This is a genomic window from Duganella sp. AC237, from assembly GCF_979254035.1.
The window spans coordinates 4,091,308-4,108,079 of the sequence record NZ_CEEDEW010000003.1; the positions used below are offsets into that span (position 1 = coordinate 4,091,308).

Here is a 16,772-nt window from a genome sequence, read left to right on the forward strand (position 1 = left end):
CAAATCCCGTCAAAAGCTTACACTACAAACAATCTGTTAGCGCTAACATGCAATTACAACTATGAGTAATCAAACAACGCAGGTCCGCTGGGTCGTCATGGGCGTGAGCGGCTGCGGCAAGAGCTCGGTCGGGCTGCAACTGGCCACCGCGCTGGGCGCGCCCTTCCTCGAGGGCGACACCTATCACTCGTACGCCAACGTCGCCAAGATGTCGGCAGGCATGGCGCTGACCGACGACGACCGCGCCGACTGGCTCAAGGCGCTGCACGCCGAGATTGTCGCGGCGCGCGACCGCCATTCAGGCCTGGTACTGTCGTGCTCAGCCTTGAAGCGCCGCTACCGCGATCTGCTGCGCGGCGCCGACCCGCAACTGCGTTTCGCCCATCTGCACGGGCCGCGCGAGCTGATCGCCGCGCGCATGACGGCGCGCCCCGGCCACTACATGCCCACCTCGCTGCTGGACAGCCAGCTGGCGGCGCTGGAACCGTTGCAGGCCGACGAAGCCGGCATCGTGCTCGACATTAGCAGCGACCCGTCCGAACTGGTGCGGGAGATCTTAAAAACCAACAAGCAGGAGACATGATGACATCCATCCCGGTTACCGCTATCCGCATTACCCCCCAATTCGCGCCGCCAGCCCCCTGCTGACGGCCGCAAACCGAGCTCTCTCGGGGTGGCGTCTCCCGCCGCGCTGGACCGTGCGTATGCATGCGCGCATAAGTACGGCCCCGGCGTTCCGCCCTGTTCGGGCAGTGGAGTTCCGGCTCCACTGCCTGTTTTTACATGTGCAAGAATCGACGGCATTAAACTGTCGGGTATCGTTAAGACAAGGCGACTGTGAATAAACAACTGACCTGGCGTGAAAAGATCAGCTACGGCATCGCCGATATGGGCTTCAATTTTTATTGGACCAATATCGCGACCTTCCTGCTGATCTACTACACCGACGTCTTCGGCATCTCGGCCGGCGCGGCGGCGTCGATGATGTTTACGATCAAAATCATCAACGCCTTCACCGACCCGATGATCGGCGCCGCCGCCGACCGCACCAGCACACGCTTCGGCAAATTCCGCCCCTACCTGGTCTGGGTGCCGGTGCCGCTGGCCTGCGCGGCCATCCTCACCTACACCACGCCCGACCTGGGCCACGACGGCAAGATCGTCTGGGCCTACGGCACCTATCTGCTGATGATGGTCTGCTACACCTGCATCAACATCCCGTACAACGCGCTGTCCGGCGTGCTGTCGGCCGATCCGCAGGAGCGCTCCACCGTCAACGGCCTGCGCTTCATCTTCGCCTTCGCCGGCGGCACCCTGGTCACCGCCGCCACGCCGGCGATGGTGTCGTGGCTGGGCGCCGGCGACGATAAACTTGGATGGCAGTTGACGATGCTGGTGTGGAGCATATTCGCCTCCGGCCTGTTCGTGCTGACGTTCCTGAACACGCGCGAGCGCATCGCGCCGCCGCCCTCGCAAAAATCCAACGTCGCCCAGGACATCCGCGACCTGTCGCGCAACCGGCCGTGGGTGGTGCTGTTCTTCCTGGCGCTGATCATCATGATCACCATCACCTTGCGCACCACCAGCGCGGCCTACTACTTCAAGTACGTGGTGGGGCGTCCGGAACTGATGCAGGGCTTCGTGCCGGCATATATGATCTCGGCCGCCGTCGGCGCCTCGATCACGCCCTTCCTTACGCGCTTCGTCGACAAGAAAAAGCTGATGATGATTTTGATGAGCATCACCGCCGTGCTGTCATCGGCCTTCTTCTTCGTGCCCAAGGACCAGGTGACGTTGATGTTCGCGCTGCAGATCGGCATGGGCCTGGCGCTGGGACCGAAGTCGCCGCTGGCCTTCTCGATGTACGCCGACACCGCCGATTACAACGAATGGCGCACCGGCCGCCGCGCCACCGCGATGACCTTCGCCGCCGCCACCTTCTCGCAAAAGCTGGGCACCGCGATCGCCGTCGCCGTCATCGGCTCGCTGTTCACGCAGCTCGGGTATGTCGCCAACGCGGCGCAGTCGGTCGGCTCGCAGGCCGGCATCGTCTGGCTGATGTCGTTCATCCCGGCCGCCTTCGCGGTGCTGGCCGTAGTGGTCATGTTCTTCTATAACCTCGACAACACCAAGCTGGTTGAGATCCAGGCCGAGCTGGAACAACGCAAGGCCAAACCGGCATAACCTCACATTTTATTTAGTTTAAGCTTTATTACGGAGACCGTCTCATGCTACGCCCAACCCACAATGGCGACCGCTTCGAACTGACCAGCGCCACGGCCATGCCGCGCGCCGCCGGCTTCCTGTGGAACCAGAAAATGATGATCCAGGTGACCTGCCGGGGTTACGCCGTCGCCCAGTACATGCAGCCGGAACCCGCCAAGTACGCCTACGCGCCGAACCTGGAGGCCAAGACCTTCATGCAACCGGAGCAGAACTACTACGCCCATCATCCGGGCCGCTTCTTCTACATCAAGGACGAGGAGACGGGCGAGTTGTTCTCGGCGCCGTATGAGCCCGTGCGCACACCGGTCGACAGCTTCAATTTCTCGGTCGGCAAAAGCGACATCGAATGGACCATCGAGCACCTGGGCCTTCGCGTGGAACTGACGTTGAGCATTCCGACCACCGATGTGGTGGAACTGTGGTCGCTGCGCGTGACCAATCTGTCCGGCCGCGCGCGCAAACTGAGTGTATATCCCTACTTCCCGATCGGTTACATGTCGTGGATGAACCAGTCGGGCGAATATCGCGCCGACCTGGGCGGCGTGGTGGCGAGCAGCGTGACGCCGTATCAAAAAGTCACCGACTACTTCAAGCAGAAGGATTTCAAGGACAAGACCTACTTCCTGTGCGAGCAGGCGCCGGAGGCGTGGGAAGTGCAGCAACAGGCGTTCGAGGGCGAAGGCGGCCTGCATTATCCAAGCGCGATCCAGGAGCCGCTGCTGGCCAATGGCGACGCGCGCTATGAAACCCCGGCCGCCGTGGTGCAATACCGCCTGGCGCTGGCGGAAGGCCAGTCGCACGACTACCGCTTCATCTTCGGACCGGCCTTCGACGACGCCGAAATCATCGCCATGCGCGAGAAATACCTGGGCGCCGCCGCCTTCGACAACGCGCGCAAGGACTACGCCGACTACATCGCCGGCGGTCGCGGATGCCTGCGCATCGAGACGCCGGACAAGGAACTCGATAACTTCGTCAACAACTGGCTGCCGCGCCAGGTGTTCTACCACGGCGACGTCAATCGCCTCAGCACCGATCCGCAGACCCGCAACTACCTGCAGGACAATATGGGCATGAGCTTCATCAAGCCCGGCGTGATGCGCGCGGCCTTCCTGCACGCGCTGTCGCAGCAGGAGGCCAGCGGCGCGATGCCGGACGGGATCCTGCTGGCCGAGGGCGCGGAGCTCAAATACATCAACCAGGTGCCGCACACCGACCATTGCGTGTGGCTGCCGGTGGCGCTCAAGGTGTACCTGGACGAAACCGGCGACTACGACATCCTCAACGAGGACGTCGTCGGCCACGACAGCGGCGTCGCCATCACCGTCTCCGAGCGCATGAGCAGCGCGATGGACTGGCTGCTGCAGGCGCGCGACAAGCGCGGCTTGAGCTACATCGCCCAGGGCGACTGGTGCGATCCGATGAACATGGTCGGCTACAAGGGACGCGGCGTGTCGGGCTGGCTGACGGTGGCCACCGCCTACGCGCTGAACCTGTGGGCCGAGATCTGCGAAAAAAGCGGCACGGCCAACGCCTCGCTGGCCGAAAGCGCGAAGCACTTCCGCGCCGGCGCCGTGACGGTCAACCGCGCCGCCAACGAGCACCTGTGGGACGGCGACTGGTACGCGCGCGGCATCACCGACGACAATGTCACCTTCGGCATCAGCAAGGACAAGGAAGGCCGCATCTATCTGAACCCCCAGGCCTGGGCGATGCTGGGCGGCGCGGCCGATGCCGGCAAACGCGCGGCGATGATGGCGCAGGTCGAGCAGCAGCTGGACACGCCGTACGGCGTGGCGATGTTCGCGCCGCCCTACAGCGCCATGCGCGACGATGTGGGCCGCGTGACGCAAAAGCATCCCGGTTCGGCGGAAAACGGCGCGGTCTACAACCACGCGTCGATCTTCTACATCTACAGCCTGTACACGGTCGGCGAAGGCGACCGCGCCTACAAGCTGCTGCGCCAGATGATCCCCGGCCCGAGCGAGGCCGATTACCTGCAGCGCGGCCAGCTGCCGGTGTTCATCCCGAATTATTATCGCGGCGCCTACCACCAGTATCCGCGCACGGCCGGCCGCTCCAGCCAGTTGTTCAACACCGGCACGGTTTCGTGGGCGTACCGCTGCTTCATCGAGGGGCTGTGCGGCTTGAAAGGCGATACCGACGGTTTGCTGGTCGATCCGCAGCTGCCCAAGCACTGGGACGGCATCAAGGTCACCCGCCAGTTCCGCTACGCGACGTTCGAGGTGTCGATCCGCCGCGCCGACGTGGGCGAAATTCAGGTCACGCAGGACGGAAAACGATTGCCTGAACCGCGCGTGACCGGTATCGTTGCGGGTGGAGTATACGCGCTCGAGGTTTTAATCCCGCGCGCGGATCTATAAATCGAAATATAAGGACATCGTAATCGTATGAAGAAGCGTCTCTGGCTGTCACTGGCACTGGTTTATCCCCTCATGCTGTCTTCCACGTTAAGCGGAGCGGCCCATGCCGCCGACGCCAAGCGTCCATGGCTCGATAAAAAGCTGACGCCCGACGCCCGCGCCGAGCAGCTGGTCAAGGCGATGACGCTGGATGAAAAAATCCAGACCGTGTTCGGCTACTTCTCCACCGATTTCGAGTCCAAGAAACACATCGCGCCAAAGGAAGGCCGCAAGGATTCGGCCGGCTTCATTCCGGGCATCGAGCGTCTGGGCCTGCCGCCGCAATGGCAGGCCGACGCCGGCGTCGGCGTCGCCACCCAGGCCGCATCCAAAAAGCCCTACCAGCGCACTTCCCTGCCCTCCGGCCTGGCCACCACGGCCACCTGGAATCCGGAACTGGCGTTCGCCGGCGGCGCGATGATCGGCAGCGAGGCGCGCAAGACGGGCTTCAACATCATGCTGGCCGGTGGCGTCAACCTGCTGCGCGAGCCGCGCAACGGCCGTAACTTCGAATACGGCGGCGAAGATCCGCTGCTGGCCGGCGTCATGGTCGGCGAGCAGATTCGCGGCATCCAGTCGAACCACATGGTCTCGACCTTGAAGCACTTCGCCTTCAACGACCAGGAAACCAACCGCAATAACATCAACGTCAAGATCGACGACACCGCCGGCCGCATGTCGGACCTGCTGGCGTTGCAGATCGCCATGGAGCGCGGCGATCCGGGTTCCGTGATGTGCGCGTACAACCGCGTCAACGGTTCCTACGCCTGCGAGAGCGACTACCTGCTGAACCAGGTGCTGAAGCAGGACTGGGGCTTCAAGGGCTATGTCATGTCCGACTGGGGCGCCACCCACTCCACCGTTCCGGCCGCGATGCACGGACTGGATCAGCAATCGGGCCACCCGTTCGACAAATCGGCCTACTTCAACGAAGCGCTGAAGGAGGCGGTGGTCAACGGCCACGTGCCGCAGGCGCGCCTGGACGACATGGTCAAGCGCATCACCCGCGCCATGTTCGCCAACGGCTTGATCGAGCATCCGGTGGTCACGCCGACCACCGACGAAGCGGGCATCGACTTCGCCGCCAACGGCAAGATCTCGCAATCGGACGCCGAAGAAGCCATCGTCCTGCTCAAGAACACCAACGATCTGCTGCCACTGGGCGCCAACGTGCGCACCATCGCCATCATCGGCGGCCACGCCAACGTCGGCGTGCTGTCGGGTGGCGGCTCGGCCCAGGTCTATCCGGTCGGCCTGTCGCCGGTCGCCAACGAAGGCCCGGCCTTCTTCCCCGGACCGATGGTCTACCACCGCTCGTCGCCGCTGCAGGAACTGAGCACGCGCATCGGCGCCAAAATCGTCTACAACGACGGCAAGGACGCCGCCGCCGCCGCCAAGCTGGCGGCGGCGAGCGATGTCGCCATCGTGTTCGGCAACCAGTGGATGGCCGAAGCCATCGACGCGCCGGACCTGAACCTGCCGAACAAGCAGGACGCGCTGATCGCGGCCGTGGCCAAGGCCAACGCCAAGACCGTCGTGGTGCTGCAAACCGGCGGCCCGGTCGTCATGCCGTGGCTGAACAACGTCGGCGCCGTGGTCGAAGCCTGGTATCCGGGCACCAGCGGCGGCGCGGCGATCGCGCGCGTGCTGACCGGCGAAGTCAATCCGTCGGGACGCCTGCCGGCCACCTTCCCGGCTTCGGTGACGCAGTTGCCACGTCCGGTGATGGACGGCGACGCGGTGACCAAGGACGAAAACATCATCGAGAAGATCACCACCGACTACAACATCGAAGGCGCGGCGGTCGGCTACAAGTGGTTCGACCTGAAAGGCCACAAGCCGCTGTTCCCGTTCGGCTACGGCCTGTCGTACACCAGCTTCGCCTATGCGGACCTGAGCGCGAACAAGTCGGCCGACGGCGCCGGCATCGACGTCACCTTCAACGTGCAGAACACCGGCAAACGCGATGGCAAGGCGGTTGGCCAGGTGTATGTGTCGCCTGCGGCCGGCGGCTGGGAAGCGCCGAAGCGCCTGGGCGGCTGGGACAAGGTGGCGGTGAAGGCCGGCGCCAGCGGCAAGGCCAAGGTGAAGATCGATCCGCGCCTGCTGGCCATGTACGACAGCGCCAGCAAAACCTGGAAGATCGCCGGCGGCGAGTACATCGTGACCCTGGCCGAATCGGCGGGCGCCAAGCCTGCGGCCACCGTCAAGGTCAAGCTGGACGCGCGCACGCTGAACATCAGCGGACGTTAACAGCGGAAGCTAAGCAGCGGCAGCCAAGCAGCGGAAACCAAGCGACGCCGGCGGCGTCGCTGCTCTACTCTTTCCAGTTGACCGCGACGTTGCCGACAGTCTGTTCATTCCATGCGGTGACGTTCGCCGTCACGAACGCACCGTTCTGGTTGTAGTTGATGAAGATATAGTGGGCGTGGTAGCGGTAGCCGGGCCCGCCCTGCGCCATCGCCAGCTGCTCCGCGTGCCGGCCACGCTCGCCCCATAGTTGGCCGTTGAGGAAAAACAGCATGGCCGCTCCCAGCACCACGCCGAGCGCAAACGGAACGCGCATGTCGAAGCGTCGGCGCCCCTCCAGATCGCGCGCGGCTTGAATGGCGGGACCGCCCAGCAGGCGCAGCGAATAGATCATCAAGGCCGCCTGGGCCACCGTCAGCAGCACGGTGCCCAGATACAGCGCCGGCGCCAGCCGCAGCTGGGTCAGGCTCAGGTCGAGCGGCTGGCTGAAGGTCAGCGGCACCATCATGACCGCCGCCGCAACGCCCAGCCACATCAGCCAGCGCATCACCACCGCCACGCGCAGGCTGCCGCCCATCAGGAACGCGGCGACGATAATCCCGGAAATATTCAATTGAGAAAGTGCCGCCCCCGGCGGCGCGCTCCAGAGGCCGAAGCCGAGCGTCGCGACGGCCAGCGCCAGCCATAGCATTCCCGCGCGGCGCATCGGCGGCAGATAGCTGGCGCGGTCGGCGACGTGGCGTTTAGCGCCCGCAGGTGGCTGCGGCGGCGCGTTCGCCAAGTCGGCCAGGCGCGCATCGATTTGCGCGATACGCTCGGGAAAACGGTCGGCGTCGATGCGGCTGCGCACCTGGCGCAGCTGTTCCTCGTCGTAACGGGAGAAATCCGGTTGATTCAAGGCGTACCTCGCGGTTGGTTATTTTTCTTTCCAGAACACGTCGACCGTGTCGACGCGGTCGGCGCGCCAGGCCTGCACCTTGGCCTCGACGAAGGTGCCTTCCATGTCGGCGCGCGGCGTCACGCTGGTGGCATGGTAGCGGAACTGGTCTCCGTGCTTTTCCAGCGCCAGCTGTTCCGCCTTGCGGCTCAAATCGCCGTTGTGGCTCAGTTGTTTGCCGGTCAGCGCCAGCATCGCCAGCCCGACACCGACGGTGAGCGCGACGTTGACGGCTGGCTTGCGGCGGCCCGACGACTGGATCGCCGCCTGCACGGGCTGGCGGCCGAGCTGTTGCAGCAGCCAGTACAGCAGGCCGCAGAAGACCACCAGCGGCAGCGCCGCGCCGAAGTTGGCGGCGGGCGCCACGCGCAGTTGGGTCATGGTCAGGTCGAGCGGCTGCATGAGCGACATCGCGCCGCTGGCAAGGGCCATCGGCAGCAGAATGGCGGCGATCCAGATCAGCGCGGAGGCGGCCCTGAGGCTGCCGCGCATCAGCAGCACGCCGGCGATCACGGCGGGAATGGTCATGCTGTAGGAATAGCTGGCGCCGGTGGACAGGCACCAGATCATGTAGGCGATATCGACTGCCCCGACGACCAGCAGCACAACGCCGGCCCGGTGCAGGATTTGTGGTGCGGTGTGTGTTTCGATCAATTGGGCTCCGCAGCAATTACAGTGAGCCAATATTGTAGCTGATGCCAATCGGGCCGCGCGGCAGCGTCACCACTCGTCTGTTCGCCGAACCCAGCGTCGGCTGCTGCTTACGGCACACAATCACAATGGCTGGTCGCTTAACTGCTGTGAGCTTCGCGCGAGCCTTGTGATCGCAAGCGGCAGTACTCGGCGAACTCCCGTTCAACATAAGCTGGATCTTGCGCGATATGCCACAGCAGTGTTTCTTCGTAAAAGCCTGGGCGGGCCTCGCCCGATTCCCACCGACGAACGTTGCGCAGGCTAAGGCCAAAACGGCTGGCGAAGTCGGACTGCGATAAGCCGGTTGAGGCGCGCAGGCAAGCCACGTTGATCGGTTCGGGAATGAACTCGACGGTTTCTAGCTCGATCTCGCCGCGGAGGTGCTGGCCCATTTCCTCGATAGCCTCGATTAGTCCATGTACGTCCATCACTACCTCCTGTCATAGGTATTTTTGTGTTAGATCGGTTAGAAGTCAATAAGGTTCCATAGCCATTTCAGGCCGCTGCGCACCGTTAAAGCTACCGCGCTCCCTGTGGCGGCCGACAGCGCGACACGCACCAATCCCTTCTCGTTCGACACCGCTGCGGAAGCCACATTCCAATCCACTTTTTCAATGCTTAATAGATGAACACGCATGCAGTCGGCGGAAAGATTGTAGTAAATAATGCTACCGGCAAAATCAAGGCCGCGTAGTAGTCCGGCATCAGGACCTCCCCCGACTGACTTCCCACATCTTGTGTCATGCATCAGCATCAGCAACAGCGCGCGATACTCTTCCGGATTCAATGACAAATCCAAGCCGCGCTTGAATTTTTTTGTTGAGGATATCCTCACAGGCGGTTTCGACGAGGGATATGGTTGTTTCATAAGGCCACCGTACGATAGGAAGAGTCATTGTCTTCCTGCTAACGACGAGACGTATGAGCTACCTCAATTGAAGCCACATTGTTATGGCGATGGACAGTGCGGGTGAGCGGAAACGGCATAAACCGTTTATGCCCGAATGACAGACTTGACCCCGGGCTGTCAGGCGGCGGCCTTTCGGCGGCGGCGGGCGTTCTTGGGATCGGCGATCAGTGGGCGGTAGATTTCAACGCGGTCGTGCTCTCGCAGCACCGTGTCCAGCGGCTTCTTCTTGGCGTAGATGCCGACCTGCATCGTGGTGAGGTCGATCGCCGGCACCTCGCCCAGCACGCCGCTGGCGGCGATGGCCTGCTCCAGCGTGGTGCCCACAGGGACCCGTAAATCGCGCAGGAACTGCAGCGCGTCGCTGGCGTAGCACACCTGCACGTTGATCAGTTCAGCCGCCATAGACGGTTTCCGCCCGTTTGCAGAAGGAATCGACCATGCTATTGGCGATCATGCCGAACACCGGCCCGACCAGCTTGTCCAGCAGGGTGCCGGAGAATTCGTAGCGCATATCGAGTTCGATTTTACAGGCGTCCTCGCGCAGCGCCTTGAACGTCCACACGCCGTCCAGACACTTGAAAGGACCGTCGACCAGCTTCATCTTGATGGCGGTCGGCGCCGTGTTCTCGTTGGAGGTCGTGAAGCTTTGCTTGACGCCGTGATAGTTGATGCCGATGCTGGCCACCACCACGTTGTCGCGGCGCTCGCGGATCTCGACGCCGCTGCACCACGGCAGAAACTTGGGATAGTCATCGATGTTGGCCACCAGGTCGAACATCTGCTGGGCGCTGTAACCGAGGAAAACTGATTTGTGCACTACTGCCATTGGCTAACCATTTGCTATGATGTTGAATTAGTCGCGTTTTTTGACGCGAAGCAGTAGTTTAACCGACCCGCACGGGTTTTCAGCTGATTTACGAACCCCATGACCATAGCCGATAACAAAAAAGCCTTTTTTGACTACTTCATCGAGGACCGCTACGAAGCGGGCATCGTGCTCGAAGGCTGGGAAGTGAAGGCGATCCGCGACGCCCGCGTGCAGATCAAGGAAGCCTACGTCACCATCCGTGGCGACGAGCTGTTCCTGTTCGGCGCCCACATCAGCGCCCTGCCCACCGCGTCGACCCACATCAGCCCGGAGGCCGTGCGCACCCGCAAGCTGCTGCTGCACCGCCAGGAGATGGACAAGCTGATCAGCAAGGTCGAGCGCTCCGGCTACACCTTGGTGCCGCTCAACCTGCATTACAAGGGCGGCAGGGTCAAATGTGAAATCGGCCTGGCCAAGGGTAAAAAAATGCACGACAAGCGCGCCACCGAGAAAGATCGCGACGGCAAACGCGAAGTGGCGGCCGCGATGAAGACCCACAGCCGCTGAAACCGCCGAAACTGTTGCGCGCTCCGTACACAACCCGGTCCCGAACCGGGTTTTTTATCGCCTTCAGAATTTCTAATCGGAAACATCCATGCTAAACTGGACGCTGGATGATTTTACATTCGCGGCCGCCGCTCACCTTTCGCGGTCCCGGATAACGGTGGACTTTTGACGATGAGGCAACAATGGCGCTGAAAACTGCAATGGCTCTGGCAGCCGGACTGGTCCTGTCAGGATGTGCGGCGCGCTACACGCCCACGCCGCTGGCCGCGAACTTCCCCGTCACCAAGCAGGCCAAGCTGCAAGCGGCCTACCATTGGGGCGTGGTGTCGACCAGCATCGAAAAACGCCTGGTGACCCAGCTCAAAAAGAGCCCGCCCCGCCCGGTCTTCATCAACGAGCCCGCCGATTCCAACGCCTTCCAGCGCGCGCTGGTCACCCAGCTGACGACCTCGCTGGTGAACGACGGCTATGTCGTCACGCGCACGCCGGCCGGTTCGCTCAAGATCGATCTGGACATCCAGGCCGTCACTTTCGCCGCCCACCGTCCGCAATACCGTCCCATCGGCGAGCGCACCGCCCTGCCCGGCGGCGTGTCGATGGCCGAGCTGTCGCCGGCGCCGATGTCCGACGAGGATGCGATCAACGCCGGCTGGGACCCGTACGACCTCAATAACGCCCAGTTCGCCCCCGGCCAAACGCCGAAGACCGAGATCATCGTCACCCTGTCCGTGTCCGACCAGTACCGCTACCTGGCGCGCACCACGTCGGCCTATTACGTGGCCGATTCCGACCGCGAACTGTACGGCGTCCTCGAGCCGGACGCCGAGCTCACCAAATTGACCCGTACCTTCAAAGTACGCGGAGACATGTAATGCTGATGACATCCCTGGCCCGCGCCGCCGCGCTGGCGCTGCCGTTGCTGCTGGCGGCCTGCTCTTCCACCGCCACCAAGGAGGAAGGCAATTATTCGACGATCTCGTCGAATCAGTTCATCGACGCCAACTACAAGGCCGCCGATTCGCTGATGCACCAGCTCAGCGGCAAGCTGACCGCCGACAAGCCGCTGATCATGGCCACCATCGTCAACATCGACGCGCTGGAGCAGACCACGACCTTGGGCCGGCTGGTGTCGGAACAGGTGTCGACCCGCCTGGCGCAGGGCGGCATGCGCATGATCGAGATGAAACTGCGCAACAACGTCTATTTGAAGCGCAATCAGGGCGAATTGATGCTCACCCGCGAAATCGGCGAAGTGGCCACCGCGCACAATGCCCAGGCGATCGTGGTCGGTTCCTATGCGGAAACCAGCGACATGGTGTTCATCAACGTCAAGGTGATCCAGCCGAACTCCAACCTGGTGCTGGCCGGCCAGGACTATGTGCTGGCCAAGGAAGCCATCGTCCGCTCGATGTTGCAGCGGAACTAACTCGCCCCGAGCTTAGACAAGGCGCGGCAGCACGTCCGCCGCGGCCGCCTCCACCTTCAGTCCGATCAGGTCGTCCGCGCGGGTCTTGCCCAGGTTGATCGCCGCGATGGGCTTGCCCGCAGCGGCCGCCAGTTTGCAAAAGCGGTAGCCCGAAAATACCATCAGCGACGAACCGACCACCAGCAAGGCGTCGGCGTGCTCCATCATGGCAAGCGCGTTGGCGGTGCGCTCTGCCGGAATATTATCCCCAAAGAAGATCACATCCGGCTGCAGGGTGCCGCCGCAATGTGCGCACACCGGCACATGGAAGTGCTGCAACGCCTCCAGCTCGACCTCGGCGTCGCCGTCGGGCCGCACCTCGGCGTCGACCGCGAACAGGCCGGGATTCGCTTCCAGCAACTCCGTCTGGATCGCGGCGCGCTCGACGACCCGCCGGCAGTCCAGACAGACGACACCGTGGATATTGCCGTGCAGCTCAATCACATTGCGGCTGCCGGCGCGCTGGTGCAGGCCGTCGACGTTTTGCGTGATCAAGCCGTCGATGCGGCCGGCCTCCTCCAGCGCGGCCAGCGCGCGGTGGCCGACGTTGGGCGCGGCCTGCGCCAATGTTGGCCAGCCGACCATGCTGCGCGCCCAGTAACGGCGGCGCACGCTTTCGTCGCGGCGGAAATCCGGCCCCTGGATCGGCGTGCGGCCGCGCCGGACGCCATCCTTGTCGCGATAGTCGGGGATGCCGGAGTCGGTGCTGAGGCCGGCCCCGGTCAGGACCAGCACGCGCCGGTGCTGGTGTAAAAACGTTTGCAGCTGGTCGATGTGGGCGTTCAGGTTCATGAATGCCATGGTAGCCGAATCCGGGTGGTAGCATGCGGGATGGACAGGTTTTGACCCGGCATCGCCGCTTACCGCTTGTTGCGCATATATATTTACTGTTTAGTAGAACCATTTGTCGGCGGAACGGCATCTACGGCAAACAATGGAGGATGGCGGATGCGTCAATCACAGGGCCTGTCGACGGGCTCATTACCGGATGCGAACGAGGCGTGCCTGCTGGGCAGGATAGCGGGCGGGGATCGTGCCGCGTTCGAACAGTTGTACCGAAGTTATTTTTCGCGCCTGTCGCGCTTTATCGGAAGGATGACCCGCAATGCCACGCTGATCGAGGAAATTGTCAACGACACTATGTTGGTGGTCTGGCAAAAAGCCGAGACCTTCGACGGCAGTTGCAAACCTTCCACATGGATTTTCGCCATCGCCTACCGCAAGACCCTCAAGGGTTTGCGCGGCAGCGACGATCCGGTGGAGTCCGATGCGTCGCTGTACGAGGATGAAAGCGGCAACCAGCCGGAGCAGACGATCACCCGCCTGCAACTGCAGAACACGGTCGCCGAGGCGTTGGATCAGTTGCCCGCCGCACAGCGCGCGGTGATGGTGCTAACCTATTATCATGAGATGGCCTACAGCGACATCGCTGAAGTGGTCGATTGCCCGGTGAACACGGTCAAAACCCGGATGTTTCACGCGCGGCACAGATTGAAGGATTTGTTGTGGAACGAGAGAGAGAACGGGCGATGAACGGGCGAGTCTTCAGACTGGATGTCCCGGCTCACCAGGCGGTGCAGGAGCTGCTGCCGTGGTATGCGTCATCGCAATTGGAACCGGACGACGCGCACCGCGTGGAAGCGCATCTGCACACGTGCGAGCAATGCCGTCAGGATTTGCACTGGGAGCGCGAGATGCTGGACCAAGGGAGCGCCGACACCGCCCTGCCGCCGGGTGTGGACATGGAACGTGCGTGGGCGCGGATCTTGCCCGCGCTGGGCCCGGTGGACGAGATAGACGATGCCCCGCTGCGCGCCGACCCGGCGCCGGGCGGCATTGCCGCGATCGCGCCAGCCGCCGATGCCAAGCCGCTGGCCGATGCGCCTGCGCCTGCGCCGGTGGTGCCGCGGCGCTGGTGGGCCATGGGCGCGGCCAACCAGCCGATCTGGCTGCGCTGGGCGGTGGCCGCGCAATGGGTGCTGATCATCGGCCTGGTCGCGCTGCTGGCGCGTCCGGACGAAGCACCGCCCGCGTATCGCGTGCTGGGCAACAGTATCGGCGCCAGTCCGGTCGGCAACCTTGTGGTGATGTTCCAGCCCACCACCACCGAACGCGAACTGCGGCGCATCCTGCAAACACAAGGCGCGCGCGTGGTCGACGGCCCGACCGTGACCGACGCTTACCTGATCAGCGTCCCGCAAGAAAACCGCGACCGCGCGCTGCAAGCGCTGCGCGCCGATCCTGCCGTCAAATTGGCCGAGGCGCTCGACGACGGCGGCACACCTTGAACGCGCGCGCCATCGTGCTGGCCGCCTTGCTCGCCGCCGCGCTGGCACCAGCGGCGGCGGGCACCGTCCTGGCACGCGCCGGTGAGCCGCAAGCAGCCGCTCCCGCAGCCAGCGCCGCGCCGCCGGCCGGCGACGAACGCATCCTGCCGCCCGCCGACGACGGCGCCCATGATCCGGGCGCCAACCAGCTGCTGGTGATGCTGCGCCTGCCCGCCACGCACTACCGTCCGGACGCCACCTACGGCGGCCGCTACATGGACGACAGCGGCAGCGGCGGACGCCGGCGCCGCGCCGAAGCGCTGGCGCAACAGCACGGCATGACGGTGGTCGAAGGCTGGGCCATGTCGCTGCTTGGCATCGATTGCTACGTGATGCGCTACAAGGACAACGCCGACGCCGGCCTGATCATCGAGCAACTGTCGCGCGATCCGCAGGTGGAATGGGCGCAACCGGTGGCCAGGTTCGAAGGCATGGCCGAACAGGCGCCGCGCGGCGCTCCCGGCGGCAACGCCGGGCCGCAGGTCGCACCGGCCGCATCGACGAATCCGGTCGTGCCGGTGGCAGCTTTGCCGGCCGGCGCAGGGGCCGGCGCCGCCGACGCGCTGTATCCGGTGCAGCCGGCGGCGCGCTACTGGCACGTCGCCGACCTGCACCGCTACACCACCGGCCGCGAAGTGCGGGTCGCGGTGATCGACAGCGGCATCGACGGCAGCCACCCGGATCTGCAGGGGCAACTGGCGGTCAACGCCAACTTCGTCGACAACGGCGAGCCGCCGCCGGAAATCCACGGCACCGCCGTGGCCGGCATCATCGCGGCGCGCAGCGGCAACGGCGGCATCCTCGGCGTGGCGCCCAAGGCCAGATTGATGGGCTTGCGGGCTTGTTGGCAACTGCCCAACCAAAGCACCCGCTGCAACAGCTTCACCTTGAGCAAGGCGCTCAACTACGCGATCCTCAACGGCGCCAAAGTGATCAACCTGAGCCTGTCCGGTCCGCCCGACAGGCTTTTGGACCGTTTACTGGACGTCGCGCTCCAGCGCGGCATCGGCGTGGTCGGGGCGGTGGACGCGCAGGCGAGCGCGCCGACCTTCCCCGCCAGCCATCGCGGCGTGCTGGCCGTGGCCTCGCAGCCGAGCGTAAAGGTATCCGGCAATTTCGCGCCGGTGAGCGCGGCAGCGCTGATGGTGCAGACGGCGGCGGCGGCCGGGCTGGAGCGGCCGCTGTTCGCCCCGGGCAACGACGTGCCGACCACCGCGCCGGGCGCGCGCTGGTCCTTCGTCAGCGGCAGCTCGTACGCGGCGGCCCACGTTTCCGGCATGCTGGCGCTGCTGGGTGAGTTGCAACCGGGCGCCACGCCCGCCCAGGTGCGGCGTATGCTGCAACCGCCAGAAGTGTTGAACGCTGTTAATATTGACGCATGCGCCACCATCTCCCATCTTATCGACCATTGCAGCTGCCGCTGCCCAGCCAAACTGACCCAGCGCGGCGCCACCCAGTGACGTTACCCGGCGCGGCCTTCGCCCTCGCCTGCCTCTGCGCGCTGGCGCCGCCGGCGCGCGCGCAGGCGGAGATGGATATCAGCGGCAGCGTGGCGCTGCAGTCGGAGTACCGGTATCGCGGACAGAACCCCGGCAAGGGCAACGCCGTGCCGCAGGTCACGGTCAATATCGACGGCGTGGCGGGATGGTACCTGGGCGGGTTCGCCAGCGCCATGACGATCGGCGACGCCGAAGGCTACAAGCTGCAAGGCTACGCCGGCTATGCGCGACGCCTGCAGTCGGGTGGCAGCTGGGAGATCGGTTGCAGCCGCATCACCTACACGCAGGCGCATCAGAACGACTTCTCGGAATGCTACGCCGGCTTGAGCCTCGAGCGCGGCAGCACGCGGATCTATTACTCGCCGAAGTACCTGGGCTTTCCGGTGAAGACGGTGTACGCGGAGGTCAGCGCCTTCTACCCGGTGCATCCGCGCTTCAACCTGATCGCCCACGCGGGCGTCCTGCATAACATCAGCGGCGGCTACTGGCCCGGCATTCCGACATCCTCGCGCATCGACGCGCGCCTTGGCGTCGGCATCCCGTTCGGTAACTGGACGGTGCAGATCGCCCGCGAATATGTGCAGGACGACGGCCGGCGCTATGCGTGGTATCCGGTGCATCCGCCGAAGTCCTGGAGCCTCGGGCTGACCTACGCGTTCTAAGTCGC

The 16,772-nt window shown here is 64.1% G+C and carries 18 protein-coding genes; 11 read left to right on the forward strand and 7 right to left on the reverse strand.

Annotation, left to right across the window (positions count from 1 at the left end; translation table 11 throughout):
* Positions 1-61: 61 nt before the first annotated feature.
* The 4 genes from AC0IYS_RS18060 (at position 62) to AC0IYS_RS18075 (ending at position 6,902) form a co-directional block, all read left to right on the forward strand.
* The gene (locus tag AC0IYS_RS18060) at positions 62-583 is read left to right on the forward strand and encodes a gluconokinase (RefSeq protein ID WP_471706474.1); all 522 of its coding nucleotides are present in this window, start codon (positions 62-64) and stop codon (positions 581-583) included.
* A 254-nt stretch (positions 584-837) separates the two neighbouring features.
* Positions 838-2,184: an MFS transporter gene (locus AC0IYS_RS18065; protein ID WP_471706475.1), complete on the forward strand. Its 1,347-nt coding sequence runs from the start codon at positions 838-840 to the stop codon at positions 2,182-2,184.
* Positions 2,185-2,228: 44 nt separating this feature from the next.
* Positions 2,229-4,610: a GH36-type glycosyl hydrolase domain-containing protein gene (locus AC0IYS_RS18070; protein WP_471706476.1), complete on the forward strand. Its 2,382-nt coding sequence runs from the start codon at positions 2,229-2,231 to the stop codon at positions 4,608-4,610.
* Between the two features lie 27 nt (positions 4,611-4,637).
* Positions 4,638-6,902 carry a glycoside hydrolase family 3 C-terminal domain-containing protein gene (locus AC0IYS_RS18075; RefSeq protein WP_471706477.1) on the forward strand — a complete coding sequence of 755 codons (2,265 nt, stop codon included), beginning with the start codon at positions 4,638-4,640 and terminating at the stop codon, positions 6,900-6,902.
* A gap of 64 nt (positions 6,903-6,966) precedes the next feature.
* Here AC0IYS_RS18075 and AC0IYS_RS18080 read toward each other — a convergent pair whose 3' ends face one another.
* The 6 genes from AC0IYS_RS18080 to AC0IYS_RS18105 form a co-directional block, all read right to left on the reverse strand.
* Entirely contained in the window at positions 6,967-7,797 is an 831-nt protein-coding gene (locus AC0IYS_RS18080; RefSeq protein ID WP_471706478.1) for a hypothetical protein, read from the reverse strand.
* Between the two features lie 18 nt (positions 7,798-7,815).
* Positions 7,816-8,490 (reverse strand): hypothetical protein, encoded by a 675-nt coding sequence (locus AC0IYS_RS18085; protein WP_471706479.1) that lies wholly within the window; start codon positions 8,488-8,490, stop codon positions 7,816-7,818.
* 137 nt (positions 8,491-8,627) lie between these two features.
* Positions 8,628-8,957 carry a helix-turn-helix domain-containing protein gene (locus AC0IYS_RS18090; RefSeq protein ID WP_471706480.1) on the reverse strand — a complete coding sequence of 110 codons (330 nt, stop codon included), beginning with the start codon at positions 8,955-8,957 and terminating at the stop codon, positions 8,628-8,630.
* 38 nt (positions 8,958-8,995) lie between these two features.
* A complete protein-coding gene (locus AC0IYS_RS18095; protein ID WP_471706481.1) occupies positions 8,996-9,397 on the reverse strand; it encodes a hypothetical protein in 402 nt (133 codons plus the stop codon).
* Positions 9,398-9,556: 159 nt separating this feature from the next.
* Positions 9,557-9,841, reverse strand: a complete 285-nt coding sequence (locus tag AC0IYS_RS18100) for an RnfH family protein (RefSeq protein WP_471706482.1) — start codon at positions 9,839-9,841, stop codon at positions 9,557-9,559.
* Positions 9,831-10,265 carry a type II toxin-antitoxin system RatA family toxin gene (locus AC0IYS_RS18105; RefSeq protein ID WP_471706483.1) on the reverse strand — a complete coding sequence of 145 codons (435 nt, stop codon included), beginning with the start codon at positions 10,263-10,265 and terminating at the stop codon, positions 9,831-9,833. The genes AC0IYS_RS18100 and AC0IYS_RS18105 overlap by 11 nt, the downstream gene beginning before the upstream one ends.
* Before the next feature lie 99 nt (positions 10,266-10,364).
* Here AC0IYS_RS18105 and smpB point away from each other — a divergent pair, with 99 nt between their 5' ends.
* From smpB to AC0IYS_RS18120, 3 genes are all read left to right on the forward strand, one after another.
* The gene (gene smpB / locus AC0IYS_RS18110) at positions 10,365-10,814 is read left to right on the forward strand and encodes an SsrA-binding protein SmpB (protein WP_090313823.1); all 450 of its coding nucleotides are present in this window, start codon (positions 10,365-10,367) and stop codon (positions 10,812-10,814) included.
* A 200-nt stretch (positions 10,815-11,014) separates the two neighbouring features.
* A complete protein-coding gene (locus tag AC0IYS_RS18115; RefSeq protein WP_471706484.1) occupies positions 11,015-11,686 on the forward strand; it encodes a hypothetical protein in 672 nt (223 codons plus the stop codon).
* Positions 11,686-12,240 (forward strand): FlgO family outer membrane protein, encoded by a 555-nt coding sequence (locus tag AC0IYS_RS18120; protein WP_471706485.1) that lies wholly within the window; start codon positions 11,686-11,688, stop codon positions 12,238-12,240. The genes AC0IYS_RS18115 and AC0IYS_RS18120 overlap by 1 nt, the downstream gene beginning before the upstream one ends.
* Positions 12,241-12,252: 12 nt before the next feature.
* Here AC0IYS_RS18120 and AC0IYS_RS18125 read toward each other — a convergent pair whose 3' ends face one another.
* Positions 12,253-13,080 (reverse strand): NAD-dependent protein deacetylase, encoded by an 828-nt coding sequence (locus AC0IYS_RS18125; RefSeq protein WP_471706486.1) that lies wholly within the window; start codon positions 13,078-13,080, stop codon positions 12,253-12,255.
* A 147-nt stretch (positions 13,081-13,227) separates the two neighbouring features.
* On the opposite strand from AC0IYS_RS18125, the gene AC0IYS_RS18130 reads away from it, so the two are divergent.
* The 4 genes from AC0IYS_RS18130 to AC0IYS_RS18145 are packed head-to-tail and all read left to right on the forward strand — an operon-like array spanning position 13,228 to position 16,767.
* Entirely contained in the window at positions 13,228-13,812 is a 585-nt protein-coding gene (locus AC0IYS_RS18130) for an RNA polymerase sigma factor (RefSeq protein ID WP_471706487.1), read from the forward strand.
* Positions 13,809-14,567, forward strand: a complete 759-nt coding sequence (locus AC0IYS_RS18135) for a zf-HC2 domain-containing protein (RefSeq protein WP_471706488.1) — start codon at positions 13,809-13,811, stop codon at positions 14,565-14,567. The genes AC0IYS_RS18130 and AC0IYS_RS18135 overlap by 4 nt, the downstream gene beginning before the upstream one ends.
* On the forward strand, positions 14,564-16,066 hold the full coding sequence (locus AC0IYS_RS18140; RefSeq protein WP_471706489.1) for a S8 family peptidase: 1,503 nt from the start codon (positions 14,564-14,566) through the stop codon (positions 16,064-16,066). Before AC0IYS_RS18135 ends, AC0IYS_RS18140 begins: the two co-directional genes overlap by 4 nt.
* Positions 16,063-16,767: a TorF family putative porin gene (locus tag AC0IYS_RS18145; protein ID WP_471706490.1), complete on the forward strand. Its 705-nt coding sequence runs from the start codon at positions 16,063-16,065 to the stop codon at positions 16,765-16,767. Before AC0IYS_RS18140 ends, AC0IYS_RS18145 begins: the two co-directional genes overlap by 4 nt.
* The last annotated feature ends 5 nt before the right edge of the window (positions 16,768-16,772 follow it).

Excerpts from the sequence above, each read along its gene's own strand:
- AC0IYS_RS18060 (WP_471706474.1), top strand. The coding sequence starts at position 62 with ATGAGTAATCAAACAACGCAGGTCCGCTGGGTCGTCATGGGCGTGAGC.
- AC0IYS_RS18070 (WP_471706476.1), top strand. The coding sequence starts at position 2,229 with ATGCTACGCCCAACCCACAATGGCGACCGCTTCGAACTGACCAGCGCC.
- AC0IYS_RS18075 (WP_471706477.1), top strand. The coding sequence starts at position 4,638 with ATGAAGAAGCGTCTCTGGCTGTCACTGGCACTGGTTTATCCCCTCATG.
- AC0IYS_RS18090 (WP_471706480.1), bottom strand. The coding sequence starts at position 8,957 with ATGGACGTACATGGACTAATCGAGGCTATCGAGGAAATGGGCCAGCAC.
- AC0IYS_RS18095 (WP_471706481.1), bottom strand. The coding sequence starts at position 9,397 with ATGAAACAACCATATCCCTCGTCGAAACCGCCTGTGAGGATATCCTCA.
- AC0IYS_RS18100 (WP_471706482.1), bottom strand. The coding sequence starts at position 9,841 with ATGGCGGCTGAACTGATCAACGTGCAGGTGTGCTACGCCAGCGACGCG.
- AC0IYS_RS18105 (WP_471706483.1), bottom strand. The coding sequence starts at position 10,265 with ATGGCAGTAGTGCACAAATCAGTTTTCCTCGGTTACAGCGCCCAGCAG.
- smpB (WP_090313823.1), top strand. The coding sequence starts at position 10,365 with ATGACCATAGCCGATAACAAAAAAGCCTTTTTTGACTACTTCATCGAG.
- AC0IYS_RS18115 (WP_471706484.1), top strand. The coding sequence starts at position 11,015 with ATGGCTCTGGCAGCCGGACTGGTCCTGTCAGGATGTGCGGCGCGCTAC.
- AC0IYS_RS18120 (WP_471706485.1), top strand. The coding sequence starts at position 11,686 with ATGCTGATGACATCCCTGGCCCGCGCCGCCGCGCTGGCGCTGCCGTTG.
- AC0IYS_RS18125 (WP_471706486.1), bottom strand. The coding sequence starts at position 13,080 with ATGGCATTCATGAACCTGAACGCCCACATCGACCAGCTGCAAACGTTT.
- AC0IYS_RS18130 (WP_471706487.1), top strand. The coding sequence starts at position 13,228 with ATGCGTCAATCACAGGGCCTGTCGACGGGCTCATTACCGGATGCGAAC.
- AC0IYS_RS18135 (WP_471706488.1), top strand. The coding sequence starts at position 13,809 with ATGAACGGGCGAGTCTTCAGACTGGATGTCCCGGCTCACCAGGCGGTG.